Raw genomic sequence first — 25,153 nt, 5'->3', positions numbered from 1 at the left:
GGAGAACACCATGGCGATTATAATGGACGGTAAGGCCCTAGCTGTTAACATGCAGGAGCAATTGCAAGAAAAGGTAGCACGTCTAAAAGAAAAGGAATGGACTGTTCCAGGACTAGTGGTAATTATGGTTGGAGAAAACCCTGCCAGTCAAGTTTATGTGCGTAATAAGGAACGAGCTGCTAAAAAAGCTGGCTTCCATAGTAAGACGGTCAATCTTTCTGAGAGTATCAGCGAGGAAGAACTGATTGAGGTCATTGAAAAGTACAATCAGGATCCGCTTTTCCATGGGATTTTGGTTCAATTGCCATTGCCAAATCATATTAATGAAATGCGTATCCTTTTGGCTATTGATCCTAAAAAGGATGTGGATGGTTTCCATCCTATGAATACAGGGAACCTCTGGAATGGACATCCTCAAATGGTGCCTTGTACACCAGCGGGAATTATGGAAATTCTCCGTGAGTACAATGTTGAATTGGAAGGTAAGACAGCAGTTATCATTGGACGCAGTAATATTGTAGGTAAGCCTATGGCACAGCTTCTCTTGGAAAAAAATGCCACAGTTACTTTGACCCACTCACGCACGCCACATTTGGCTAAAGTTTGTAACAAGGCCGACGTTTTGATAGTGGCTATTGGCCGTGCAAAATTTGTAACAGAAGAATTTGTCAAAGAGGGTGCTGTTGTCATTGATGTGGGAATCAACCGCGATGAAGAAGGTAAACTCTGTGGTGATGTTGATTTTGATCAAGTGAAAGAGAAGGTTAGCATGATCACGCCTGTCCCAGGAGGTGTAGGACCTATGACTATTACCATGCTGATGGAACAGACCTATCAAGCTGCTCTTCGTAGTTTGAAAGGATAGCTTATGAAAGTTGATGATGACTTAGTTAGGCAAGTGATAAGACCTAGATTGAGAGAGTCTCACAAGGGCTCTTATGGTCGAGTGCTTTTGGTTGGTGGACTTTATCCTTATGGTGGCGCCATCATTATGGCTGCTATTGCCTGTGTCAACAGTGGTGCGGGCTTGGTTACAGTTGCTACAGATCGTGAAAATATCATAGCTCTTCATGCTCACCTTCCTGAAGCTATGGCCTTTGACCTAAGGGAGACTGAAAGATTTCTTGATAACCTTAGAGCAGCAGATGTTATTTTAATCGGCTCTGGTCTAGGTGAGGAGGAGACAGCTGATTGGGCCTTGGAGTTGGTCTTGGCAAATATTAGGTCAAACCAGAACTTGGTTGTTGATGGTTCTGCTCTTAACCTTTTGGCAAAGAAAAATCAGAGCAGCTTGCCAAAGTGTCACCTTATACTCACTCCCCATCAAAAGGAATGGGAAAGACTGTCTGGTTTAGCTATTTCAGAGCAGTCGGTTTCCAATACTCAAAGAGCCTTAGAGGAGTTCCAAAGTGGAACAATTCTAGTTGCCAAGAGCCATAAGACAGCTGTTTATCAGGGAGCAGAAGTAACCCATTTAGAGGTCGGTGGGCCCTATCAGGCAACGGGTGGAATGGGAGATACCTTGGCTGGTATGGTTGCTGGATTTCTTGCCCAATTTGCCTCAACTGACTCTTACAAGGCGGTCATCGTTGCGACTTGGCTCCACTCAGCTATTGCGGATAATATCGCTGAAAATGCTTATGTGGTTTTGCCGACTCGCATCAGCAAGGCTATTCCTAGCTGGATGAAAAAATTGTCATTATAAAGCTGAAAACATGTCTCAAATTGAGGCAAGTTTTTTTAAATTTCGATATTTTTTTAAGTTTGCTGAAGATGATTTGTGATAAAATATAATAAAATTCTTATAAGAACATAGAGGAGATAAAGTGACATCATTTTGGGAAAAAAATAGTCAAAAATGGAAAAAATGGCGTCAGAAGAGAAAAGAAAAACGAGCGAATAAACCTAGAAAGCCAGTAAACATCTCGCGTCGTGTTTACTTGCTTTTTGGTGTCGTCTTTGTTCTTTTTTTGTTACTTTTTGCGCGTTTGACCTATATGCAGGTTTATAACAAATCTTTTTATACTAAAAAATTAGAGGATAACTCCAAGTATACGGTTAGGATTGCAAGCGAACGTGGGCAAATCTTTGATGCCAAGGGGATTGCTCTTACGACCAATCAGAGTAAGGATGTTATCACCTTTACGCGTAGTAATCTAGTGTCATCAGATACCATGAAGAGTGTTGCGGAAAGATTGGCAACTTTGGTGACACTGACAGAGACTAAGGTGACAGATCGCCAGAAACGTGAATTTTATTTAGCTGATTCTGCTAACTATAAGCGTGTGGTTAATGATCTTCCTAATGACAAGAAGACAGATAAATTTGGTAATAAATTAGCAGAAGCTACTATCTACAATAATGCTATTAATGCGGTTCCTGATGAAGCTGTTGATTATTCTGAGGACGAGCTAAAGATAGTCTACATTTATTCTCAGATGAATGCTGTTTCTAATTTCTCAACAGTCATACTGAAGACGGCGGACTTGACTCCTGATCAGATTGCGATTGTGGCAGCTAAGCAGAAGGAACTTAATGGAATTAGAGTTGCTAAGGATTGGGAACGTCACACGTCTGATTCGTCCTTGTCCCCTCTTATCGGTAGGGTTTCAAGTTCAGAAGCAGGACTGCCTCAGGAGGATGCTAAGGATTATCTAAAAAAAGGGTATGCCCTAAATGACCGTGTAGGTACCTCTTATTTGGAAAAAGAGTACGAAGAGGAGCTCCAAGGAAAACATACTGTTCGTGAGATTACTGTGGACAAGGAAGGTAAGGTTGATAGTGATAAAATCATTCAGAAAGGTAGCAAGGGGAACAACCTGAAGTTGACCATCGACCTTGATTTCCAAAAGGGAGTTGAAGATATCCTTGGCCAACAACTATCTTCAGAGATTTCAGAGAATAAAGCGACCTATTCTGAAGGTATGTACGCAGTAGTTATGAATGCGGATACTGGTGCTGTCCTTGCTATGGCAGGACAAAAACACGAGCAAGGGGCACAGGATTTTAAGGCTGATGCCTTAGGAACCATCACCGATGTCTTCATTCCAGGTTCTGTAGTTAAGGGGGCTACTTTAACCGCAGGTTGGCGCTCGGGTGCTATCTATGGGGACCAGGTATTAACTGACCAACCTATTAATATTGCTAGTTCGCCCCCAATTACCTCTTGGTTTACAAATAAAGGTAGTCGTGCCATTACCGCAACTCAGGCCTTAGAATATTCCTCAAATACCTATATGGTTCAGATTGCTATCAAACTTCTTGGGCAACAGTATGTTCCAGGAATGTCCTTGTCGACTGATAATATGGAAAAGGCGATGACGACGCTTCGTGATACTTATGCTGAGTTTGGTATGGGTGTGTCTACGGGACTTGATTTACCAGGAGAATCAGAAGGTTACATTCCCAAGAATTATAATGTAGCCAATGTCTTGACAGAGGCTTTTGGACAATATGACTCTTATACAACCATCCAGTTGGCTCAGTATGTTGCCTCAATCGCAAATGGTGGAAAACGTGTAGCACCTCACATCGTCGGAGGTATCTATGATGCTGGTAAAAATGGTAGTCTAGGAACTTTATCTTCAACTGTAGACACGCGCGTCCTTAACAAGCTATCCTTAGATTCTAAGCAATTAGGGATTATCCAACAAGGGTTTCATGACGTGGTCAACTCAGGTTCTAGTCTTGCAACCGGTAAAGCCATGGCAAGTTCTATTATTCCAATTAGTGGTAAAACAGGGACAGCCGAAACCTATGCAACAGATGGTTCAGGAAATTCAGTAACGACAGTTAACCTTAATGCTGTTGCCTATGCGACAGCCAAAGATGGTACTAAGTTGGCGGTTGGGATTATGTACCCACATGCTTTAGACGGGAAGAGTAAGGCCCATCAAAATGCCGTTAAAGCTATCATGGAACTTTATCAAAATACTCACTAATAATACAAAATCTCTTGTGCCTTGCATGAGAGATTTTTCTGTGATATAGTGTTTGAGTATTTGTTCTTTAAGATATGAGTTGAGAAATATAAAAGAAATGGAGGACCTCATGCTTTATCCTACTCCAATTGCTAAACTGATTGATAGTTTTTCAAAATTTCCAGGAATTGGGGCTAAGACGGCGACACGTCTGGCTTTCTATACCATTAGCATGTCTGATGAAGATGTCAATGATTTTGCAAAAAATCTTTTAGCAGCAAAACGTGAGTTGACCTATTGTTCAGTTTGTGGTCGCTTGACTGATGATGACCCATGTATTATTTGTACGGATGAAACTAGAGACCGTACTAAGATTTTGGTTGTTGAGGACTCCAAAGATGTTTCTGCTATGGAAAAGATTCAGGAATATCGTGGTCTCTACCATGTGCTTCAAGGGCTTATCTCCCCTATGAATGGTGTTGGACCAGATGATATTAATTTAAAAAGTTTGATTACCCGTCTTATGGATAGCGAGGTTGACGAGGTCATCATCGCAACTAATGCAACGGCCGATGGTGAGGCAACCTCTATGTATATTTCACGGGTCCTCAAACCTGCAGGTATTAAGGTGACCCGCCTAGCGCGTGGGCTGGCTGTTGGTTCTGACATCGAGTACGCTGATGAAGTAACCTTGCTAAGAGCCATCGAGAATCGAACAGAACTGTAGAAAAAGTGTTGGTATAGCCAACCCTTTTTGTTTATTGTCATTAGGTTTCTCATTAAAAACTTTGTAAAATAAAAAAGGCTTAAATGATGAGGGATCATGATGTAAATTGAAAAAAATTAAATAACAATGTTGTCCAAGCCATGGATAATGACGTAGAATACATCGTTATGGGTAAGGGACTTGGCTTTCAAAAAAAGATCGGAGAGACGGTTAATAAAGAGAAGATTGAAAAGACCTTTGTCTTGGAAAATCCGGAGACAGTGGCCAAATGGACTCGTGTTTATGTAGATTTGCCTGATGGTGAAATGCAGGTCTTTTTGAATATCATCACTTTTGCTGAAGCTGTTCTGCAAACCAAGTTTGATCCCTCTTTTTTTATTGCTCTTGCAGACCATCTTCATTATGCTATTGAACGCAGTAGAGAAGAAATATCCCTACAAAATCCTTTGGCTTGGGAAGTTAGAAATTTTACCCTCGGGAGTATGAAATTGGAAAACAAGTCCTTCGTTTGATTGCCAATGATTTAGAAGTGGAATTGGTAGATGATGAGGCAGCCTCAGTCGCTTTGCACTTTGTCAATGCATAAAAGGATGCGGGTCTCCATGAAAAAGACTGACAGATGACTCAAATTGTGGTTTGCATTAGTGAGATTGTCCGTCTTCATTTTGCTTGTGACTTGGAGCAAGATAGTTTTTCTTTTAACCGTTTTATTACTCATCTTCGGTACTTAGCGCAACGTATTGTGAGTGGGGTTAGTGGTGGTAAAAACGATGCTTTTCTATATGAACAAGCCAAGACTAACTACCCAAAATCTTTTATCTGTACCCAAAAGATCGTCACCTATATCAAGTCAAGTTATGCTTTTGAACTTAGTTTAGACGAACAGGTCTATTTGACCATTCATATCCAACGCTTTAGAGATAATATCGATAAGTAAGCGATTCTCATAGATATTATATAAAAAGCAGACAATTAGGCTCAGGTCTGCTTTTTCTGTGTCCTTGTGATATAATGAATTGATTGATATTTTACTGAAATTATTCGGTGAAAGTATTGAATGCAATTTAGTATTCGTCATAAAAAGCTAATTTGTTAATGAAAGGAAGGAGCAGCTCTGTCCTTTAAGTAGGCTCAACTATTCCGAAAAAGCATGCTATGTACGTTGAAATGATTGATGAGACTGGACAAGTTTCAGAAGAAATAAAAAAACAAACCTTGGAATTACTTGATTTTGCAGCGCAAAAACTTGGCAAGAAAGACAAGGAAATGGCGGTTACTTTTGTAACTAACGAACGTAGTCACGAATTGAATTTGGAGTATCGTGATACGGATCGTCCAACCGATGTTATTAGTTTGGAGTATAAGCCGGAGTTAGATATTACCTTTGATGAAGAAGATTTGGCTGAAAATCCTGAATTGGCTGAAATGATGGGGGAATTTGATAGTTATATCGGCGAACTCTTTATTTCTATTGATAAGGCTCGCGAACAAGCTGAGGAATATGGGCATAGCTACGAGCGTGAGATGGGCTTTTTGGCTGTTCACGGATTTCTTCATATCAACGGGTATGATCATTACACCCCAGAAGAAGAAGCGGAAATGTTTGGATTACAGGAAGAAATTTTGACTGCTTATGGACTTACGCGACAATAACCCACAAAAAAAGTGGAAAAACAGAGAATTTACGACCAGTTTCGAGTTTGCTCTGACAGGGATAATAACGGCTGTTAAAGAAGAACGCAACATGCGTAAACATTTGGTATCGGCTATCTTAGTGGTGTTGGCTGGCTTGGTTTTTCGTGTGTCAGCGATAGAATGGATTTTTCTCCTGCAGGCAGTTTTTCTAGTAATTGCCCTAGAGATTGTTAATTCTGCCATGGAAAATGTTGTTGATTTAGCCAGTAATTATCACTTTTCCATGCTAGCTAAAAATGCTAAGGATATGGCTGCAGGAGCGGTTCTGGTTGTCTCTTGTTACGCACTCATTACTGGTATGATTGTTTTCATACCTAAAATTTGGGATTTGATTTTTAACTAAAAAATAGAAAGAAGATATATGACTTTTAAATCAGGATTTGTGGCCATTCTTGGTCGACCTAATGTAGGAAAATCAACTTTTTTGAACCATGTTATGGGGCAAAAAATTGCTATCATGAGTGATAAGGCTCAAACAACCCGTAACAAAATTATGGGGATTTACACAACAGATAAAGAACAGATTGTTTTTATTGATACACCGGGTATTCACAAGCCCAAGACAGCACTTGGAGATTTCATGGTGGAATCTGCTTATTCAACCCTTCGTGAAGTGGATACAGTCCTCTTCATGGTTCCAGCCGATGAACCGCGTGGCAAGGGCGATGATATGATTATCAAACGTCTTAAGCAAGCCAAGGTTCCGGTTATATTGGTGGTTAATAAGATTGATAAGGTCCATCCAGACCAGCTCCTTGAGCAGATTGATGATTTCCGTAAACAAATGGATTTCAAGGAGATTATCCCAATCTCAGCTCTTCAAGGAAATAATGTTTCCCACCTTGTAGATGTTTTAAGTGATAATCTTGAGGAAGGTTTCCAGTATTTCCCCTCGGATCAAATCACAGACCATCCAGAGCGTTTCTTGGTATCTGAGATGATTCGTGAAAAAGTCCTACAGTTGACGCGTGAAGAAATTCCGCACTCAGTTGCTGTTGTCATTGATTCTATGAAGCGTGATGAAGAGACTGATACGGTTCACATTCGTGCGACCATCATGGTTGAGCGTGATAGCCAAAAAGGTATTGTCATCGGTAAAAAAGGTGCTATGCTTAAGAAAATTGGTACTCTTGCTCGTAAAGATATTGAGCTCATGCTTGGGGACAAGGTCTTCCTTGAAACTTGGGTGAAGGTTAAGAAAAATTGGAGGGATAAAAAACTTGATTTGGCCGATTTTGGTTATAATGAAAAAGAATACTAAGAAAAGCTGGGCACTTGCTCGGCTTTCTTTCTAGAAGGAGGGGCAGATGCCTGAGTTACCTGAGGTAGAAACAGTTAGACGAGGTTTAGAAAAGCTGTTACTAGGAAGGACTATTTTGTCACTTGAAGTTAAGGTCCCTAAAATGATCAAGACATCATACGATAGTTTTTTGCATGATTTGCCTGGTCAGACGATTCAAGCCATGCGACGTAGGGGAAAGTATCTCATTTTTGATTTTGGTCAGTTGATAATAATTTCTCACTTACGCATGGAGGGAAAATATCTGCTGTTCACAGACCAGGTTCCTGACAACAAACATTTTCACCTCTTTTTTAAGCTAGATGATGGCTCAACCCTAGTTTATCAGGATGTACGTAAGTTTGGGACTTTTGATTTATTGGATAGGAAACAAGAAGAGGCCTATTTTACAAGGAAAAAACTTGGCCCTGAGCCTACCAAGAAGACCTTTAAATATGTACCGTTTGAGAGAGCCTTAATGCATTCTGGCAAGTCTATTAAGCCCTTACTCTTGGAGCAGAAGTTAGTAGCCGGTCTAGGAAATATCTACGTTGATGAGGTGCTTTGGGCAGCCAAGGTTCATCCTGAGACACCAGCAAATAAACTTAGCAAGGCAGCCATGAAACGGGTTCACGATCAAACGATTGCCATTTTACAGCTGGGGATTGCTAAGGGTGGTTCCACTATAAGGACCTATCGTAACGCCCTTGGTGAGGATGGGACCATGCAGAATTATCTACAGGTTTATGGAAAGACAGGTCAACCTTGTCCACGTTGCGCAAGCATGATTGTGAAAATCAAGTTAGGAGGAAGAGGAACACATTTGTGTCCTCATTGTCAAAAACGATGATTATAGGATTAACAGGAGGCATTGCTTCAGGGAAATCAACCGTAGTTGAAATAATTAAAGATGCAGGTTATAAGGTCATTGATGCTGATCAACTAGTACACGACATGCAGGTCAAAGGGGGAAGATTGTATCAAGCCTTGCTTGATTGGTTGGGAGATGGGATTCTTCTTCCTAATGGGGAATTGAACCGTCCTAAGTTAGGGCAACTGATTTTTTCAAGTGAAGAAATGCGATATCAATCTGCTGAAATTCAGGGAAAGATTATTCGAGAAGAACTGGCAGCAAAAAGAGACTGCTTGGCCAAAGAAGAGGACGTCTTTTTTATGGATATTCCTTTACTTTTTGAAAATGATTATCAGGATTGGTTCGATCAGATTTGGTTGGTGGCGGTGTCACCTCAAGTACAAGGACAACGCTTGATGAAACGGAATCACTTAAGTGCTGAGGAAGCAGGCATGCGTATTGCTAGTCAAATGCCTTTAGCCGAAAAACTGCCCTATGCTAGTTTAGTTATCGACAACAATGGGAACATCGATGATTTGAAGAAGAAGGTGAAGGGTGCCATAAAAGATTTAGCTAACCTCGTATAGTTAGTCATTGTGTTATAATGGATAGTGAATTTTAGAAAGAAGATGATTATTTGCGCCAAAAAGAGCTTGAAACCGCTGATTGGCAACGAAATCTTAAAATTGCTTGGATAGGAACTTTTTTTACTGGGGCTAGTTTTTCTATTGTCATGCCCTTCATGGCTCTCTATGTAGAAGAACTAGGGGTTAAAGGTGCTATGGTAGAATGGTATGCTGGTTTATCTGTTGCCCTATCTGCTTTAGCTTCAGCCTTGGTTTCACCAGTTTGGGGACACTTGGCGGACCGTTATGGTCGAAAGCCCATGATGATTAGAGCCAGTATGGTCATGACCTTTACAATGGGAGGCTTAGCCTTTGTGCCTAATGTCTTCTGGATGCTTTTTTTGAGAATCTTGAATGAATTGTTTGCAGGTTATGTGCCAAATGCAACAGCTTTGATTGCCAGTCAGGCTCCTCAGCAACGTTCTGGCTATGCCTTGGGCACATTATCAACTGGTCTCACAGCTGGTGTTTTGATTGGCCCTTTGCTAGGTGGTGCCATATCTGAGGCCTTTGGTATGCGAGGGACCTTTCTATTAGTTGGGTTGATTTTGTTTATCTGTTGTCTCTTGACTATCTTTGGTTTGCGAGAGGACTTCCAATTAATTGAAAAGGTAGAGATAATGAGTTTTTCGCAAGTATTTGCTAAAATTCCTAGCAAATCGCTTTTAATTGGCCTCTTTGTGACTAGTATGATTATCCAGATTTCTGCCCAATCAATTGCTCCAATCTTGGCGCTTTATATTCGTTATTTGGGTCAAAGTGATAATATCCTTTTTTTACTCAGGGCTAATTGTGTCCGCTATGGGCTTTTCAAGTCTTTTAAGCACTCCTTATTTAGGACGACTTGGTGATCGCATTGGGAATCATCGTTTGCTCTTAATGGGCTTATTCTATAGTTTCCTTTTGTATTTCCTTTGTGGTTTTGCAGGTTCAGCCTTGCAACTTGGCCTTTTACGCTTTGCCTATGGTTTTGGTGTAGGTGCCTTGACGCCTAGTGTCAATTCCTTATTGACCAAGATGACCCCAAAAGAAGGAATTTCAAGAATCTTTAGCCTTAATCAAAGTTTTTCATACATTGGACAAGTTTTAGGACCCTTTGTGGGTTCAGCTGTTGCAACAGGATTAGGCTATCGTTGGGTTTTCTTTGTGACAGCAGCCATCGTCTTTGGAAATTTTGTTTGTTCCTTAATCATCTTTAGAAAATCGCTAGGAGTTAAGAATATAGGTGAGAGTTAAAATCAATTTAAAGTGTAGTGAATGTGGGAGCCTCAACTATCTCACAAGTAAAAATAAACAGAATCATCCTGAGAAAATTCAGGTACCTAAATTCTGCCCCAAGGATAGAAAAGTAACCTTACATGTTGAATCTTAAGGGGTTCTATGGTAGAATTAAAGGGACTTTTTCGGAGGATAACTATGTACAACTTATTATTAACGCTGCTCTTGGTTATGTCAGCTATTATTGTGATTGCGGTATTCATGCAGCCACAAAAAAATCCAAGTAGCAATGTCTTTGATGGTGGTGGGGCAGAAGCACTATTTGAACGTAGTAAACCACGTGGCTTTGAAGCCTTTATGCAACGCTTTACAGGAATCATGGTTTTTCTATGGATTGTAGATGCAATCGTCCTTTCCATTCTCTCAAGTAAGTAATGAGTTGACTGAGGTTGACTCATTTTTTGCGTTATAGTCAATAAAAGTAAAGGAAATTATGAAAGAATCTATTATAAATTATTTGAAAGAGCATGGGAAATCCAGTGTAAATGACATTGCCCACGCTCTTAATCACGCTGGCGGTGAAAAGTTCCCACAGCTTATCAAAGTCATATCAGCTATGGAAAGGAAGAGACAGTTGCGCTTTAATCGAGACGGCTCTGTATCCTTACGTCCTAAGAAAGAACATCCCAATCAGGTTACTGTAGAGGGTGTTTTTCATGCCAATAAGAATGGTTTTGGTTTCTTACATGTCGATGACAGTGAGGATGACATGTTTATTGGTCGTAATGACGTTGGCCATGCCATTGATGGTGACACTGTTGCTGCAGTTATTAAGAAGCCAGCAGATCGTTTGCGTGGGACAATGGCTGAAGCAAGAGTTGTTGAAATTGTCGAACGCTCTCTTAAAACGGTTGTCGGGAAATTTATCCTCAATGACGAGAAAGAACCTTATGTAGGTTACATTAAGTCTAAGAATCAAAAAATTCAGCAACCAATCTATATCAAGAAAGGACCAGTTGCTCTTGAGGGGACTGAGATTATTAAGGTTGATATTGAAAAATACCCTAACCGCCATCACGATTATTTTGTAGGAAGTGTTCGAGATATTATTGGTCATCAAGGAGATGCTGGTATTGATGTCTTGGAAGTTTTGGAATCAATGGATATTGTTTCGGAGTTTCCAGAAGATGTTATGGCTGAAGCAGAGGCTGTGCCGGATGTACCTAGTCAAGAAGATCTAATTGGTCGTGTTGACCTTCGTCAAGAAGTGACCTTCACCATTGATGGAGCTGATGCCAAGGACTTGGATGATGCAGTTCATATTAAACGTTTACCAAATGGTAACTATGAGCTAGGTGTCCACATTGCAGATGTGTCTTATTATGTCACAGAGGGTTCTGCCCTCAACCGTGAGGCTGCAGCGCGTGGGACTTCTGTTTATGTGACAGACCGCGTGGTTCCAATGTTGCCTGAGCGTCTTTCAAATGGTATTTGTTCTCTAAATCCCAATGTTGACCGCTTGACTCTGTCAGCTATTATGGAGATTACTCCAAAAGGCAAGGTGATTAATCATAAGATTTGCCAATCTGTAATTAAGACAACCTTCCGTATGACCTATAGTGATGTCAATGAAATGTTGGCTGGAAATCCAGAAAAGATTGAACAGTTTAAGCCTATCATGGATTCTGTGTCAGCTATGGCAGAACTTCATAAGATTTTAGAAGATATGCGCGAACGTCGTGGTGCCCTTAACTTTGATACATCTGAAGCTCGTATCTTGGTTAATGATAAGGGAATGCCAGTTGATATCGTGGTGCGTGAACGTGGGACGGCTGAGCGAATGATTGAGTCCTTTATGTTGGCTGCCAATGAATGTGTGGCAGAGCATTTCGCTAAGGCTAAGTTGCCATTTATTTACCGTATTCACGAAGAGCCTAAAGCGGAGAAATTGCAACGCTTTATGGATTATGCTTCTATCTTTGGTATTCAAATCAAAGGAACAGCTAATAAGATGGATCAGCTAGACTTACAAGATTTCATGGCGCGAGTTCAAGGCAAACCTGGAGCAGAAGTCATGAATATGATGTTGCTTCGTTCAATGCAACAAGCTCGTTATTCAGAACACAATCATGGGCACTATGGACTTGCGGCTCAGTACTATACTCACTTCACCAGTCCGATCCGTCGTTACCCAGACCTTTTGGTTCACCGAATGATTCGTGAGTACACCAACAATATGTCTCAAGAAACGCGTGAACACTTTGAAGAGGTTATTCCAGAGTTAGCTACTTCATCTTCAACCCTTGAGCGTCGTGCTATTGACGCTGAACGTGTCGTTGAAGCCATGAAAAAAGCAGAGTACATGGAAGAGTTTGTTGGTCAAGAATTCGATGGTATTGTCGGAAGTGTGGTTAAATTCGGTATGTTTGTGGAATTGCCAAATACCGTTGAAGGTTTGGTTCATATCACAACACTTCCAGAATTCTACAATTACAATGAACGCACCATGACCCTTCAGGGTGAAAAATCTGGTAAGACTTTCCGTGTTGGCCAACCTATTCGAGTTAAGTTAATTCGTGCAGATAAGGAGACTGGAGACATTGATTTCCAATACCTTCCAAGTGAGTACGATATCACTGAAAAAGTAGATCACAAGGCTCGTCAGGAACGTGAAGAGAAGGCTAAGTCCTTCCGTAATAGAGGACCACGCCGCGATCGTCAGAATGGTGATTTCGAAAGTCGTGGTAAACGTGTAAATAAGCGTAGCGGTCAAGATAGTAGTGGTTACAAAGGCTCTTATGATGAAAAGCGTAAGTCATCTAAGAAACCAGACAAGCGTAAGAATCAAAACCGTCCTCATAATGATAATAAGGGACGTGAGAGTGGTCGTCGTAAGAAAAAAGAAAACAAACCTTTCTACAAGGACGTTGCTAAAAAACGAAAATAGGATGAGAATGGAGGGACTGCTATGCCAAAAGGTGAAGGCAATGTTGTTGCTCAGAATAAAAAGGCGAGACATGACTATAGTATTGTAGATACTATTGAAGCGGGTATCGTGCTGACAGGGACAGAGATTAAGTCTGTTCGTGCGGCTCGCATCCAGCTAAAGGATGGTTACGCCCAAATAAAAAACGGGGAAGCTTGGTTAATCAATGTTCATATTGCTCCTTTTGAGCAAGGGAACATCTGGAATCAAGATCCAGAACGTACTCGGAAATTATTGCTCAAGAAAAAGCAAATCACCAAACTTCAAAATGATCTTAAAGGAACAGGGATGACCTTAGTCCCACTTAAGGTTTACCTAAAAAATGGTTTTGCCAAGGTTCTACTGGGTATCGCCAAAGGGAAGCACGATTACGATAAACGTGAGTCAATCAAACGTCGCGAACAAGAGCGTGACATTAAACGTATTATCAAGAGTGTTAACCGTTAAAACACCTATCATCTAAGACTGATCTGGTATTAGATGATTTTTTTGCTTTTTAGCTTTAAGAAATGATATAATGGAAACATCGTATGATCTTTCGTTAGGGCTGTCTTGAATAGTACCTAACGCTAGATTTTGATACTGTAAAGGAGATTTACGATGCCAGTAGATGCAAAAACAAAATATAAGGCTAAGAAGATTAAGATTGTTTTCTTTGATATTGATGACACCCTTCGTGTCAAAAAAACAGGTTATATTCCAGAGTCTATTAAGGCTGTTTTCAAAGGACTTAAAGAAAAAGGAATCTTGACAGGGATCGCTACAGGACGTGGCTACTATGGTGTAGTTGAGGAAATTCTGGACCTAGAACCTGATTATTTTGTAACAATCAATGGAACTTATGTCATTAACCGAAAAGGGGAAGAAATTTATAATCAGCCCCTTGCTCGTGAAGTTACTGAAGCTTTTGTTGCTTGGTGCAAAGAGATTGGGATTGCTTGGGGCTTCGCTGGTAAGGATAAGCCAGTTGTCTCAGAACGTTCAGAATTGATTGATGATGCTATAGTGCCTATCTATGGTATTTGTGACGTTGAGCCAGATTTCCATTTGACTAATGATGTTTATCAGATGTGGACTTTTGCAGAAAATGATGGTGACCTTAAGTTGCCGGAGGAACTCGCAGCCCACGTTCGCTTGGTGCCATGGCACGAACACTCATCTGATGTGGTAGCAACTGGTATCTCAAAGGCTTCAGGTGTCGGTCATGTCTTGGAGCATGAGAATCTTACACCAGTCAATGCTATGATGTTTGGTGATGGGCCAAATGATATGGAAATTTTTGACTATGTTGGTCTTAAAATTGCCATGGGGAACGCCACACCAGAACTTAAAGCCAAAGCTGATTATGTAACTGGAACAGTAGAAGAAGATGGCATTTTCAATGCCTTGGAGGAACTCGGATTGGTAGAAAAAGAACTTCATTTCCCACAACTTGACTTGGATACAGTAGAAGGTCCAGTCGTAACGATTAAAACAAATCATGGTGATTTGGTCATCAAGCTTTTCCCTGACCATGCGCCATTGGCTGTCACTAACTTTGTCAATTTGGCCAAGAGCGGCTATTATGATGGTGTGATTTTCCACCGTATTATCAAGGACTTTATGATTCAAGGTGGTGACCCAACTGGTACTGGTATGGGTGGTGAATCAAGCTTTGGTGGTAGCTTCCAGGACGAGTTTTCTGAAGAACTCTATAACCTCCGTGGTGCACTTTCAATGGCAAATGCTGGACCAGATACTAATGGTAGCCAGTTCTTCATTGTTCAAGCACCTGAGATTCCTTATGCTAAAAAGGAACTTGAACGTGGTGGCTGGCCAGCACCAATTGCAGAAGCTTATGCTGAAAATGGTGGCACACCTCACCTAGATCGTCGTCACACTGTTTTTGGTCATTTGGTAGATGAAGCCTCTTACAAGGTGCTCGATGAGATTGCCAATGTTGAGGTTGGAACTCAAGATAAGCCGCTTGAGGAAGTTGTTATTGAAACGATTGAGGTAACAGACTAAGATGAAAATTGGAGACAAGCTTAGGGGGGTTATCACGGGCATCAAGCCTTACGGTGCCTTTGTTTCATTGGATAATGGTACCACAGGCTTGATTCATATCTCGGAGATTAAGACAGGCTACATCGACAACATCTACAATACACTAAAGGTAGGCCAGGAAGTCTTGGTTCAGGTAGTTGATTTTGATGAATTTACTCAAAAGGCCAGTCTTTCTTTGAGGACACTTGAGGAAGAAAAAAATAAAATCCCCCACCGTCATCGTTTCTCAGATAGTCGTTTGAACTATGGCTTTAAACCTTTGGCAGAAGCGTTGCCAGGATGGATTGAAGAAGGGCTTGACTATCTTAGACAAGAGCATGAAGGATAAATAGCAAAAGCTGACACATGAAGGGTCAGCTTTTTAAATGTCATTTGAATTTGAGTGCAAACGAAATGGTCCTCAACTTAATTGAAGACCATTCTGGATTAATTAAACATCAAAATAGAGAAGTTCTTTTGGTGTGTGTGTAAAGACTTCGAAGCCATCTTTTGTAACATAGCCACAGTCTTCGATACGAACACCAACTTTTTCAGGAATGTAAATTCCTGGTTCAACAGAGAAGCACATACCTTCTTCGATAATCAAGTCATTTCCTTCCATGATTGAAGGAAACTCATGGACATCCATACCAATACCATGTCCCAAACGGTGGTTGAAGTATTTGCCGTAACCAGCCTTTTCAATAACATTACGAGCTGCAGCATCAACTTCACTGGCTGTTACGCCTGGTTTGATAAAATCAAGGGCAGTGAGTTGAGCTTCCAAACAGATATTGTAGATATCTTTCTTGAATTGGTCAGGTTGACCAACAGCTACGGTACGTGTCATATCTGAAACATAGCCTTGACTAACAACACCCAAGTCGAAGAGGAGGAGGCTATCATTTTCAATGCGGTTAGTTCCTGGAATACCATGTGGGTTTGCGGCATTGTTGCCTGTGAGAACCATAGTTTCAAAGGACATTTGATTGATACCGATTTTCTTCATGCCAAATTCGATTTGAGCAATGATGTCTGTTTCAGTAACGTCGAGAGATATATTGTCAAAACCGATATTGACAGCTTTATCAGCATAATCACCGGCAACAATCATTTTTTGAATTTCATCAGCTGACTTGATAACTCGCATTTTGTGGATGAATGGTGTCAGGTTCTCGAAGCGACCTTCAAAGACCGTTTGCAATCCTTGGAATTTAGTTACATTGAGATTATCAAACTCTGCATAAATAATAGGGATGTCTGTACTTGCTAGACCAGCTTTGATTTTTTGCCATGGATTTTCAGAGTCCACATAACCGAAGACTGGGAAATCGAGAACAGAAGAGGCACGTGCAACCTCAAGAGCAGGAACAAAGAGGGCAGGCTCACGATTTTCGTAGACGAAGAGGAACATTTGGCGTTCATGTGGGTCACAATCAAAACCAGTAAGATAATTGACAGTTACAGGATCTGAAACAATAGCTAGCCCTGATTTATTTTCATTTAAAAAATGACGAATGCGATCAAGTTTAGACATAGAAAAAACTCCTTTTTATTTCTTACACTCATTCTGTCACTTTTATAGGGAAAATGCAAGCTGTTTTTGGATTTTCATTAAATCATTTGCTTTCATTGAGTTTTTTTAATCTTATAGGTTGTAAGCGATGAATAATCATGAAAATGCGAAATGATAGCCAAATATTTGAAACGTATTTCTTCACCTTAGCTATCGAAAGAGATTCTTTTCATTTTTTTGTAAAGGATTAGTCAAAACATTTGAAAGTGTTTTCAAATTTTGCTATAATTATCGTGAAGAAGTGTGCATTAAATTTAGAAAGGAAGTATTTCTTATGAATACTGATGAAACAATCACAATTTATGATGTAGCGCGTGAAGCTGGAGTATCGATGGCAACTGTTTCTCGTGTTGTAAATGGTAACAAAAACGTAAAAGAAAACACCCGAAAAAAAGTGCTCGAAGTCATTGATCGTTTGGATTACCGTCCAAATGCGGTTGCGCGTGGCTTGGCAAGTAAAAAAACAACTACTGTAGGAGTTGTCATTCCAAATATTGTAAATAGCTATTTTGCTACTCTAGCTAAAGGTATTGATGACATTGCAACCATGTATAAGTATAATATTGTTCTTGCTTCCAGTGATGATAATGAGGATCATGAAGTTACAGTCATTCATTCTCTAATTTCTAAACAAGTTGATGGTATTATTTTTATGGGACACCATCTGACAGAAAAAATCCGTGCAGAATTCTCTCGTACCCGTACACCGATTGTTCTAGCAGGAACAGTTGATCTCGAACACCAATTACCAAGTGTTAACATCGACTATAAAGCTGCCGTTGAGGATTGTGTAACGCAACTTGCTAAAAATAATGAAAAGGTTGCCTTTGTATCAGGACCACTAATTGATGATATTAATGGCAAACTACGTTTGGCCGGGTATAAGTCTGGACTTGAAAAGAATAATTTGAGCTACAACGAAGGACTTGTCTTTGAAGCTAAATATAGCTATAAAGACGGCTTTGAGTTAGCACAACGTGTCTTGAACTCTGGTGCCACTGCTGCCTATGTTGGGGAAGATGAATTGGCTGCAGGTCTCTTGAATGGCCTCTTTGCTGCAGGCAAATCAGTTCCAGAAGATTTCGAAATCATCACAAGCAATGATTCACCGGTTACAAGCTACACACGTCCAAACCTTTCTAGTATAAACCATCCTCTCTATGATTTAGGGGCAGTTAGCATGCGTATGTTGACTAAAATTATGCATAAGGAAGAACTTGAAGATAAAGACGTTATTCTTAATCATGGTCTAACTTTACGCCAGTCAACAAAATAAAAAGGAGTTGGGACATCAGTTTGTCTCAACTTCTCTTTTTTAGAAAAAGGGAGAATGAATGACTTTTGAGGATGCTTATTTTAAACAGAAAGTCCTAAAACATGATAGCCTGGAGCCTTTTGGTTTTATAACTAGTGAGAAAGGCTATGAGCTCAGAAAACCACTAATGGCTGAAGGACTTGAGGCTCGACTATTCATTGATTTAGAAGGTAAGTTGACAGGGCAGGTTGTTGATATTGATTTTGACGAGTCTTAAGACACTTTCCGAAGCCCTCACGCAACTGGAACCTACGTTGGTCAAGTCAGAGAAGCTTATGGAGATCTCCTGTCGCAAGTAGCTGAGTTTTGTTATGATGATCAATTGTTTTCATCCCCGCAAGATAATCGTCTGGCTAATTTTATAGTTAAGGAATTTTCAGACCAAGCTGACCCTCCTTTTGAGAAATATCCAGACTATCTTTCCTTTCGGGTTGATGGTAAGTGGTATGCCCTATTTTTCCCTCTCAAGGGTGAGAAACTAGCACTTAGTGGAGAAAAGGCGAGTTTAGTCTATGATGTGGTTAACATCAAGGTCGATCCAAGATAGATGGATAAGCTCTTAGACTTAGATGGAATTTATCCTAGTTACCATATGTCCAAGAAGACTTGGATAAGCCTTGTTTTAGATGAGACAATTCCAGACCAAACGATTTTTGAGCTCATTAGAGGGAGTCGTTCTCTGGTTGCTCCTAAACATCTTAGGAAGGCTTCAGAGCCACACTACTGGATTGTTCCAGTAAATCTAAAATACTACGATATCGGGGAGGAGTTCTCAGCAAGTGAGGATATTCTTTGGACTCAGAAAGCCAGTATGCAAAAAGGGGACTTCGTTGCAATCTATATTACGGCACCTACCAAGGCCATCCGTTATCTCTGTCAGGTTTTAGAAGCTAATATAGCTAATCAAGGTTATCGTGATGAAGAGAATATTAAGGAATTGATGCGAATTAAACCTTTATACAGCTTTAATGATAGTGATTTTGATAGTGAAAGGCTAAAGTGCTTTGGTATCAAAACTGTCCGAGGTCCACAACATATGACAGATGACTTGGTCCAGGCCCTGTCCCCTTACTTGAAAGGAAAATAAAAGGAGTAAATGATGCGAATTCTGATTGCACCTGATTCGTTTAAGGAAAGTTTGTCTGCAAAAGAGGTTGCCCTAGCTCTTAAATCGGGCCTTGAAAAGGCCTTACCAGACGCTGATTTTGACCTCATGCCAATAGGCGATGGTGGCGAAGGTACCTTAGATGCTCTTGCTGAAAATCTAAATCTTGAGAAGAAAACTGTTAAGATTCCACATGCTTATACAGGTGATGGATCTGTCCCCTATGCTAGTAATGGGCAGACTGCCATTTTTGAAATGGCTGCGGTTTGTGGCTTGGAGCAGGTACCTAAGGATAAACGCAACCCCCTTTGTATAACAACCCAGGGAGTCGGTGAACTGATTGTTCACTTGGTTAAATCTGGTATTAGTGATTTTATTATAGGTGTAGGTGGATCAGCTACTAATGATGGCGGAATTGGTATGGCTTATGGATTAGGTTATCGTTTTTATGATTCTGAGGGGCGGGAGCTTGAGCCAATAGGGGCCAATCTTGGTCACGTTAAAAAGGTGTCTTCTAAAAATAAACTTGATCTATCTAATGTAACTATTCGTCTTATCACCGATGTGGATAATCCTTTGTGTGGTTTAAATGGGGCAACCTATATTTTTGGTGGTCAAAAGGGCTTGGCACCTTCACAAGTTAAAAAGGTTGACCAAAACATGGCTCAATTCTACCAAGGATTTGCTCCTGAGGTTCCAAAACTAGCTGGTTCAGGTGCTGGAGGGGGAATGGCAGCAGGAATGGTAGCCTTTGCAGGAGCAGAAATTAAGTCGGGGATTGATTTTGTACTGGATTGTGTCGATTTTGACCAGCGTGTAAAAACAGCTGATTTGGTTATTGTTGGGGAAGGACGTATGGATAATCAGTCCTTATCTGGTAAAGCACCAGTAGGTGTAGCTAAACGAACACCATCGGCTATCTCAGTTATCGCTATTTGTGGCAGTTTGAAGAATGACTTACCTGATTTTCCAGTAGGTGGCATTTCAGCCGCTTTTCCAATCATTGGTCAATTAGGTGACTTAGATCAAATTCTGTCTTCGGCTAAGGAAAATCTCTATCGAACAGGACTCAATATTGGAAACCTCATCAAGTTGAGTCAGTCATTGTGAAACAAGAAAAAGCTGACCAGGGGCCAGCTCAGATGTTATTATTTTCCAAATAGCTTAGTAAAAAATCCCCTTTTTTCAACGATTTGCTCAGTTTGCTTGGGAGCAAGAATATCAGGATAGAGCTCTGAGAATAGTATCTTATCAAGGTTTTCGGCCTTATCACTATGCACAACAATACCATACGGTGAGTGTGCTTTTGCTTCATCCACAATAGTTGCAGAAATATTCAGTGTTTGAGCGTCCTTGATATAGGTGAACTGTGTCTGATCAGATAGGTTAGGTGAAAGCTTTAGACTATGGTTGGGGTAAACTGCTAATAACTTCTTTAAAATCAGTGGAAAGTGTTCTATTACGATTTTCTTTTCAGCATCTTCCAATAAAACAGCTAGGACTACACGTTCTGCATAGGTACCAAAATACTGACGAAGTTCATCGGGATTCAGGCGTTTTTCGCCACTGGCGCATTGGAACACTTTATCTTCAAGTGAAGTCATAGGGAATCTCCTGTCTCTTTTCTATTTACCATTATACAATATTTTGAATTCCTTTTCATTTGCCTTATTTTTTCTGAGATTTTCAAAAATAATTGAAATATTAAAAAATAGATAATCGCAAGAAAATTCTGGTTTTAATTTGCTTAACCCTTGATATTATGGTAATATAAATGTGTAAAAAATTTTAACTCATAAGGAGAGTATTGTAATGTCAATTATTACTGATGTCTACGCACGTGAAGTCCTTGACTCACGCGGTAACCCAACACTTGAAGTAGAAGTTTACACTGAATCTGGTGCATTCGGTCGCGGTATGGTTCCTTCAGGAGCATCAACTGGTGAACACGAAGCAGTAGAACTTCGTGATGGTGACAAAGCTCGTTACGGTGGTCTTGGTACTCAAAAAGCAGTTGATAACGTAAACAACGTTATTGCTGAGCACATCATCGGATTCGACGTACGTGATCAACAAGGTATTGACCGCGCAATGATCGCTCTTGACGGTACTCCAAACAAAGGTAAACTTGGTGCCAATGCTATTCTTGGTGTGTCTATCGCTGTAGCACGCGCAGCTGCTGACTACCTTGAAGTTCCACTTTACAGCTACCTTGGCGGATTCAACACTAAAGTTCTTCCAACTCCAATGATGAACATCATCAACGGTGGTTCTCACTCAGACGCTCCAATCGCTTTCCAAGAATTTATGATTGTACCTGCTGGTGCACCAACATTCAAAGAAGCGCTTCGTTGGGGTGCTGAAATCTTCCACGCGCTTAAGAAAATCCTTAAAGAACGTGGACTTGAAACAGCCGTAGGTGACGAAGGTGGTTTCGCACCTCGTTTCGACGGAACTGAAGATGGTGTTGAAACTATCATCAAAGCTATCGAAGCTGCTGGATATGTACCAGGTAAAGACGTATTTATCGGACTTGACTGTGCATCATCTGAATTCTACGATGCAGAACGTAAAGTTTACGACTACACTAAATTTGAAGGTGAAGGCGCTGCTGTTCGTACTGCTGCAGAACAAATCGACTACCTTGAAGAATTGGTTAACAAATACCCAATCATCACTATCGAAGATGGTATGGACGAAAACGACTGGGACGGTTGGAAATCTCTTACTGAACGTCTTGGTGGTAAAGTTCAATTGGTTGGTGACGACTTCTTCGTAACTAACACTGCTTACCTTGAAAAAGGTATTGCAGAACACGCTGCTAACTCAATCCTTATCAAAGTTAACCAAATCGGTACTTTGACTGAAACTTTTGACGCTATCGAAATGGCGAAAGAAGCTGGATACACAGCAGTAGTATCACACCGTTCAGGTGAAACTGAAGATTCAACAATCGCTGATATTGCAGTTGCAACTAACGCTGGTCAAATTAAGACAGGTTCATTGTCACGTACTGACCGTATTGCTAAATACAACCAATTGCTTCGTATCGAAGACCAACTTGGTGAAGTTGCAGAATACCGTGGTTTGAAATCATTCTACAACTTGAAAAAATAATTCTATTGTAATATAGAATGGAAAGAGGTTCCTTGGGGAATCTCTTTTTTGTCTTCTCACAAATAAAATATCACACTATAATATTTCTGAGTCTAAATTAGTCATCTGAATAAAAAAAATTCCCTCAATCCTATTGATTGGGGGAATTTAGGCTTAGAATAGGCCTTTAATCTTGTCTAAAGCTCCATTTACCATTTCGTTGCCTGAAACGAGAGATTTAGCTTGGTTGAAGTACTCACCTAGATCATCTTTGTTTTCCTCGACAAACTTTTTAGCTACTTCAAAATCTTTTTTTTCGATCATTTCTTTCACTTGGTTAAATAATTCCATTGGATTCATATCAGATCTCCTATATATGTTTTGTTATGATTCTTATTTAATCATGGTTGGAGAAAACTAGCAAGAAATATGTCCGAGCCAGATCGTTGAAGAGTTGATTATGTAGAGATATGGTTGATTTAATCTAAAAAGACAGCCCGATTAGAACAGTCTTTTTAGGATTATTCTTGTGCAGCTGTAGTTTCTTGACTAGATGAGCTTTCTTCTGTTGAGTTTGAGCTTGATTCAGGTTCAACAGGATGTAGTTCCTTGTAAGATGGTGTCTTGAATAGGTCAGCTGTTGATTTATTGCCTTTTTGTTTGTAGAGACTTGTTGATTTATCTTTCAGCTTTTTATTGATTTTTTTCAGTTGATCCATCTGTTTAGTGTAGGAAATTGTGCTAGAATCAAGAGGATTTAAACCATCTGGCGTGTAGAATCGAAGGAGGTCACCTGTTTGGACTGCATCACTCATTGACAACTGGGTTGCAACCGCATTACGAATAGCCTCATTTTCCTTTTTAGTAGTCTCATCAGGGTTAGTAATTTCTTCTCCTGTTTGAGTGTTATAGAGTCTACCAGAGTAGCTTGTGTATTGAGGTGTAACATATTGACCTGAGGTTCTAAATGCGACAGTTTGCTTATTATCAGGAGATAGGAGGTCTTGTCCCATCTGGATATAAGAGCTAGTGTCAACACCAAGAATGTGAAGGAGGGTTGGGAGGGCATCAACTTCACCACCAAATGTGTTAGAGATGCCACCTCCAGTATATCCCGGGATGTGAATCATGTAAGGGACACGTTGAAGCATGGCTTTATCATAATTTGACCAAGTCTCAGGGTTCTTCCCGAGCAGTTCCGCTAGATTACTGCTTCGCATATCAGAGATACCGTAGTGGTCACCATACATAACAATAATCGAATTATCATAAAGGCCAGTTTCCTTAAGGTAATCAAAGAAGTCTTTGATTGCAGAGTCAAGATAGTTGGCTGTTGCAAAATACCCGTTAACTGTTTCGTCTTTTGTGTCAGCGAGTGGGAAACCTTGTTCGTTTTTGTCGCCTGACAGGGAAGTGTATGGGTAGTGGTTAGATACGGTTAGGTATTTAACATAGAAAGGCTGTTGCATTTGTTCCAGATATTTGATGGAATCTGAAAACATGTACTTATCATTAAGACCGTATTGGAAGGAGTTTTCATCGGTTTTCTCAGTGAAAGCTGATGAGTCAAAGAAGTAGTTATAACCCCACTTTTTATAGGTATTATTGCGATTCCAGAAGGATCCAGTGTTTCCGTGGAAAACAGCTGAAGTATAGCCACCCGTTTGAGCTAGGATAGATGGTGCAGCGTAAGCTGTATTGGTACCACCGTAGTTTACCATATATGACCCTGTACTTAGTCCGAAGAGTGATGTTTCCATCAAGGTTTCAGCATCAGAAGTTTTTCCTGATTTAACTTGGTGGAAGAAGTTTGAAAAGGCTAGGGTTTCATTTGAGTGGTAAATGGAATTGAGGAATGGTGTTACTTCATAAGACTGACCATCTACTTGGAGCTTGTAATCAATAAGAAACTGTTGGAAACTCTCCAAGTGAATAACGATAACGTTTCTTCCTTTAGCAATTCCGTAGTACTTAGGATCAGGTGCTGCATAGTGCTCCTTAACATAAGCTTCAACCTTTTTCATGTCGTCTGATGTTGCGGATGAACGAGCTTGTGAAGCTTGATACGTTAAGTTACCGGAATAAGCTGTAAAGAAAGGAATCCCCATAGCACGAACAATATAGTTGTTGGAGAAACCACGTGTCAGTAACTCACCACGGTTAACTTCCGCTAGAAATAGGTTAGCTGAGAGAAGGAGTGTCGATAGTGCGGTGATAGCAAAACTAGCTCGTTTATTAAATGGCTTACTATCCGTTTTTAGTTTTTTCCTAAAAACACCATAAATGAAGAAAGGAATATCAATCAAATAAAAGATATAACTTGGTTCAAGAAGGTTCTTAGCTGAGTCTCCCAGCCCGGCTGCTGAACTAGAACTTGCTAGGATGGTATTTACAGTTATGAAGTCTGTAAACTCTCCAAAGTAAATGACATTAGCAATAAGCAGGAGATTAAGGATGACATAAATAGCAATTGTTGTGCCATAAAAAAAACGGCTTTTCTTGAAGTAAAGTCCTAAACCTAGCAGCATTAATCCCAGTGGAATAGGGTTAATCAGCGAAAGCATAACCTGATATCTGCTTTCCCACTCAAGATTAATGTTGACGAAATAAGCGAATATGTTTTTTAGCCAGTAAAAGAAGAGTAACAAGAAGACGAATCCGAGTCTTGATGAAACTCCTTTCCAAAAAGCTTCGTTTATTTTTTTCAAAGTAATACTTCCTTTGATTTTATA

At 40.3% G+C, this 25,153-nt stretch carries 27 protein-coding genes and 1 pseudogene; 24 read left to right on the top strand and 4 right to left on the bottom strand.

Annotated features, from left to right (window positions below; genetic code table 11):
- Positions 1 to 10: 10 nt before the first annotated feature.
- The 18 genes and pseudogenes from MHH90_RS06760 to MHH90_RS06680 all read left to right on the top strand — a co-directional run bounded on the left by MHH90_RS06760 (position 11) and on the right by MHH90_RS06680 (position 15,678).
- Positions 11 to 865 carry a bifunctional methylenetetrahydrofolate dehydrogenase/methenyltetrahydrofolate cyclohydrolase gene (locus MHH90_RS06760; protein ID WP_024009803.1) on the top strand — a complete coding sequence of 285 codons (855 nt, stop codon included), beginning with the start codon at positions 11 to 13 and terminating at the stop codon, positions 863 to 865.
- Between the two features lie 3 nt (positions 866 to 868).
- On the top strand, positions 869 to 1,705 hold the full coding sequence (locus tag MHH90_RS06755) for an NAD(P)H-hydrate dehydratase (RefSeq protein ID WP_014608120.1): 837 nt from the start codon (positions 869 to 871) through the stop codon (positions 1,703 to 1,705).
- 121 nt (positions 1,706 to 1,826) lie between these two features.
- On the top strand, positions 1,827 to 3,941 hold the full coding sequence (gene pbp2b / locus MHH90_RS06750) for a penicillin-binding protein PBP2B (protein WP_167401458.1): 2,115 nt from the start codon (positions 1,827 to 1,829) through the stop codon (positions 3,939 to 3,941).
- A 109-nt stretch (positions 3,942 to 4,050) separates the two neighbouring features.
- Complete coding sequence (recR, locus tag MHH90_RS06745; protein ID WP_014608122.1) at positions 4,051 to 4,647, top strand: recombination mediator RecR; 597 nt, start codon at positions 4,051 to 4,053, stop codon at positions 4,645 to 4,647.
- A 140-nt stretch (positions 4,648 to 4,787) separates the two neighbouring features.
- A pseudogene (locus tag MHH90_RS06740) lies at positions 4,788 to 5,584 on the top strand (PRD domain-containing protein).
- Between the two features lie 218 nt (positions 5,585 to 5,802).
- Positions 5,803 to 6,300: an rRNA maturation RNase YbeY gene (ybeY, locus tag MHH90_RS06735; protein ID WP_002950224.1), complete on the top strand. Its 498-nt coding sequence runs from the start codon at positions 5,803 to 5,805 to the stop codon at positions 6,298 to 6,300.
- Positions 6,281 to 6,685, top strand: coding sequence for a diacylglycerol kinase family protein (locus MHH90_RS06730; RefSeq protein ID WP_002946201.1), 405 nt, complete (start codon positions 6,281 to 6,283; stop codon positions 6,683 to 6,685). Before ybeY ends, MHH90_RS06730 begins: the two co-directional genes overlap by 20 nt.
- An 18-nt stretch (positions 6,686 to 6,703) precedes the next feature.
- Positions 6,704 to 7,603, top strand: coding sequence for a GTPase Era (gene era, locus MHH90_RS06725; protein WP_011680930.1), 900 nt, complete (start codon positions 6,704 to 6,706; stop codon positions 7,601 to 7,603).
- Between the two features lie 46 nt (positions 7,604 to 7,649).
- Positions 7,650 to 8,471 (top strand): DNA-formamidopyrimidine glycosylase, encoded by an 822-nt coding sequence (gene mutM / locus MHH90_RS06720; RefSeq protein WP_011225698.1) that lies wholly within the window; start codon positions 7,650 to 7,652, stop codon positions 8,469 to 8,471.
- A complete protein-coding gene (gene coaE / locus MHH90_RS06715; RefSeq protein ID WP_014621355.1) occupies positions 8,468 to 9,061 on the top strand; it encodes a dephospho-CoA kinase in 594 nt (197 codons plus the stop codon). Before mutM ends, coaE begins: the two co-directional genes overlap by 4 nt.
- A gap of 146 nt (positions 9,062 to 9,207) precedes the next feature.
- A complete protein-coding gene (locus MHH90_RS10270; protein ID WP_373016856.1) occupies positions 9,208 to 9,951 on the top strand; it encodes an MFS transporter in 744 nt (247 codons plus the stop codon).
- A complete protein-coding gene (locus tag MHH90_RS10265; protein ID WP_373016616.1) occupies positions 9,902 to 10,336 on the top strand; it encodes an MFS transporter in 435 nt (144 codons plus the stop codon). The genes MHH90_RS10270 and MHH90_RS10265 overlap by 50 nt, the downstream gene beginning before the upstream one ends.
- Complete coding sequence (gene rpmG, locus MHH90_RS06705) at positions 10,326 to 10,472, top strand: 50S ribosomal protein L33 (protein WP_002950233.1); 147 nt, start codon at positions 10,326 to 10,328, stop codon at positions 10,470 to 10,472. Before MHH90_RS10265 ends, rpmG begins: the two co-directional genes overlap by 11 nt.
- A gap of 44 nt (positions 10,473 to 10,516) precedes the next feature.
- Entirely contained in the window at positions 10,517 to 10,753 is a 237-nt protein-coding gene (gene secG, locus MHH90_RS06700; RefSeq protein ID WP_002950236.1) for a preprotein translocase subunit SecG, read from the top strand.
- 58 nt (positions 10,754 to 10,811) lie between these two features.
- Positions 10,812 to 13,265, top strand: a complete 2,454-nt coding sequence (gene rnr, locus MHH90_RS06695; protein WP_113870400.1) for a ribonuclease R — start codon at positions 10,812 to 10,814, stop codon at positions 13,263 to 13,265.
- Between the two features lie 21 nt (positions 13,266 to 13,286).
- Positions 13,287 to 13,751: an SsrA-binding protein SmpB gene (gene smpB / locus MHH90_RS06690; RefSeq protein ID WP_002950240.1), complete on the top strand. Its 465-nt coding sequence runs from the start codon at positions 13,287 to 13,289 to the stop codon at positions 13,749 to 13,751.
- 153 nt (positions 13,752 to 13,904) lie between these two features.
- Positions 13,905 to 15,311, top strand: coding sequence for a Cof-type HAD-IIB family hydrolase (locus MHH90_RS06685; RefSeq protein WP_011680934.1), 1,407 nt, complete (start codon positions 13,905 to 13,907; stop codon positions 15,309 to 15,311).
- 1 nt (position 15,312) lies between these two features.
- Entirely contained in the window at positions 15,313 to 15,678 is a 366-nt protein-coding gene (locus MHH90_RS06680) for a S1 RNA-binding domain-containing protein (RefSeq protein WP_002950243.1), read from the top strand.
- A 102-nt stretch (positions 15,679 to 15,780) separates the two neighbouring features.
- On the opposite strand, the gene MHH90_RS06675 is transcribed toward MHH90_RS06680, so the two are convergent.
- The gene (locus tag MHH90_RS06675) at positions 15,781 to 16,866 is read right to left on the bottom strand and encodes a M24 family metallopeptidase (RefSeq protein ID WP_011680935.1); all 1,086 of its coding nucleotides are present in this window, start codon (positions 16,864 to 16,866) and stop codon (positions 15,781 to 15,783) included.
- 313 nt (positions 16,867 to 17,179) lie between these two features.
- On the opposite strand from MHH90_RS06675, the gene ccpA reads away from it, so the two are divergent.
- The 5 genes from ccpA to MHH90_RS06650 all read left to right on the top strand — a co-directional run bounded on the left by ccpA (position 17,180) and on the right by MHH90_RS06650 (position 20,435).
- On the top strand, positions 17,180 to 18,181 hold the full coding sequence (gene ccpA / locus MHH90_RS06670) for a catabolite control protein A (RefSeq protein WP_004197422.1): 1,002 nt from the start codon (positions 17,180 to 17,182) through the stop codon (positions 18,179 to 18,181).
- Positions 18,182 to 18,239: 58 nt separating this feature from the next.
- A complete protein-coding gene (locus MHH90_RS06665) occupies positions 18,240 to 18,437 on the top strand; it encodes a hypothetical protein (RefSeq protein WP_014608125.1) in 198 nt (65 codons plus the stop codon).
- Between the two features lie 105 nt (positions 18,438 to 18,542).
- Positions 18,543 to 18,767: an MmcQ/YjbR family DNA-binding protein gene (locus MHH90_RS06660; protein WP_224102938.1), complete on the top strand. Its 225-nt coding sequence runs from the start codon at positions 18,543 to 18,545 to the stop codon at positions 18,765 to 18,767.
- Positions 18,768 to 19,307, top strand: coding sequence for an MmcQ/YjbR family DNA-binding protein (locus MHH90_RS06655; protein ID WP_340725858.1), 540 nt, complete (start codon positions 18,768 to 18,770; stop codon positions 19,305 to 19,307).
- Positions 19,308 to 19,319: 12 nt separating this feature from the next.
- On the top strand, positions 19,320 to 20,435 hold the full coding sequence (locus tag MHH90_RS06650) for a glycerate kinase (RefSeq protein ID WP_022096976.1): 1,116 nt from the start codon (positions 19,320 to 19,322) through the stop codon (positions 20,433 to 20,435).
- 38 nt (positions 20,436 to 20,473) lie between these two features.
- On the opposite strand, the gene MHH90_RS06645 is transcribed toward MHH90_RS06650, so the two are convergent.
- Positions 20,474 to 20,929 carry a YueI family protein gene (locus MHH90_RS06645; protein ID WP_084825864.1) on the bottom strand — a complete coding sequence of 152 codons (456 nt, stop codon included), beginning with the start codon at positions 20,927 to 20,929 and terminating at the stop codon, positions 20,474 to 20,476.
- A gap of 208 nt (positions 20,930 to 21,137) precedes the next feature.
- Here MHH90_RS06645 and eno point away from each other — a divergent pair, with 208 nt between their 5' ends.
- Positions 21,138 to 22,442, top strand: a complete 1,305-nt coding sequence (gene eno, locus MHH90_RS06640) for a surface-displayed alpha-enolase (RefSeq protein WP_100262180.1) — start codon at positions 21,138 to 21,140, stop codon at positions 22,440 to 22,442.
- A 153-nt stretch (positions 22,443 to 22,595) separates the two neighbouring features.
- Here eno and MHH90_RS06635 read toward each other — a convergent pair whose 3' ends face one another.
- Positions 22,596 to 22,781: a hypothetical protein gene (locus tag MHH90_RS06635; RefSeq protein ID WP_014621363.1), complete on the bottom strand. Its 186-nt coding sequence runs from the start codon at positions 22,779 to 22,781 to the stop codon at positions 22,596 to 22,598.
- Positions 22,782 to 22,942: 161 nt separating this feature from the next.
- The gene (locus tag MHH90_RS06630) at positions 22,943 to 25,129 is read right to left on the bottom strand and encodes an LTA synthase family protein (RefSeq protein WP_002947233.1); all 2,187 of its coding nucleotides are present in this window, start codon (positions 25,127 to 25,129) and stop codon (positions 22,943 to 22,945) included.
- Positions 25,130 to 25,153: the final 24 nt, after the last annotated feature.

It is taken from the genome of Streptococcus sp. FSL E2-3488, assembly GCF_038003585.1.
In the GTDB taxonomy this organism is placed as follows: Bacteria; Bacillota; Bacilli; order Lactobacillales; family Streptococcaceae; genus Streptococcus; species Streptococcus thermophilus.
This window is presented reverse-complemented; position numbering and strand designations above follow the sequence as displayed.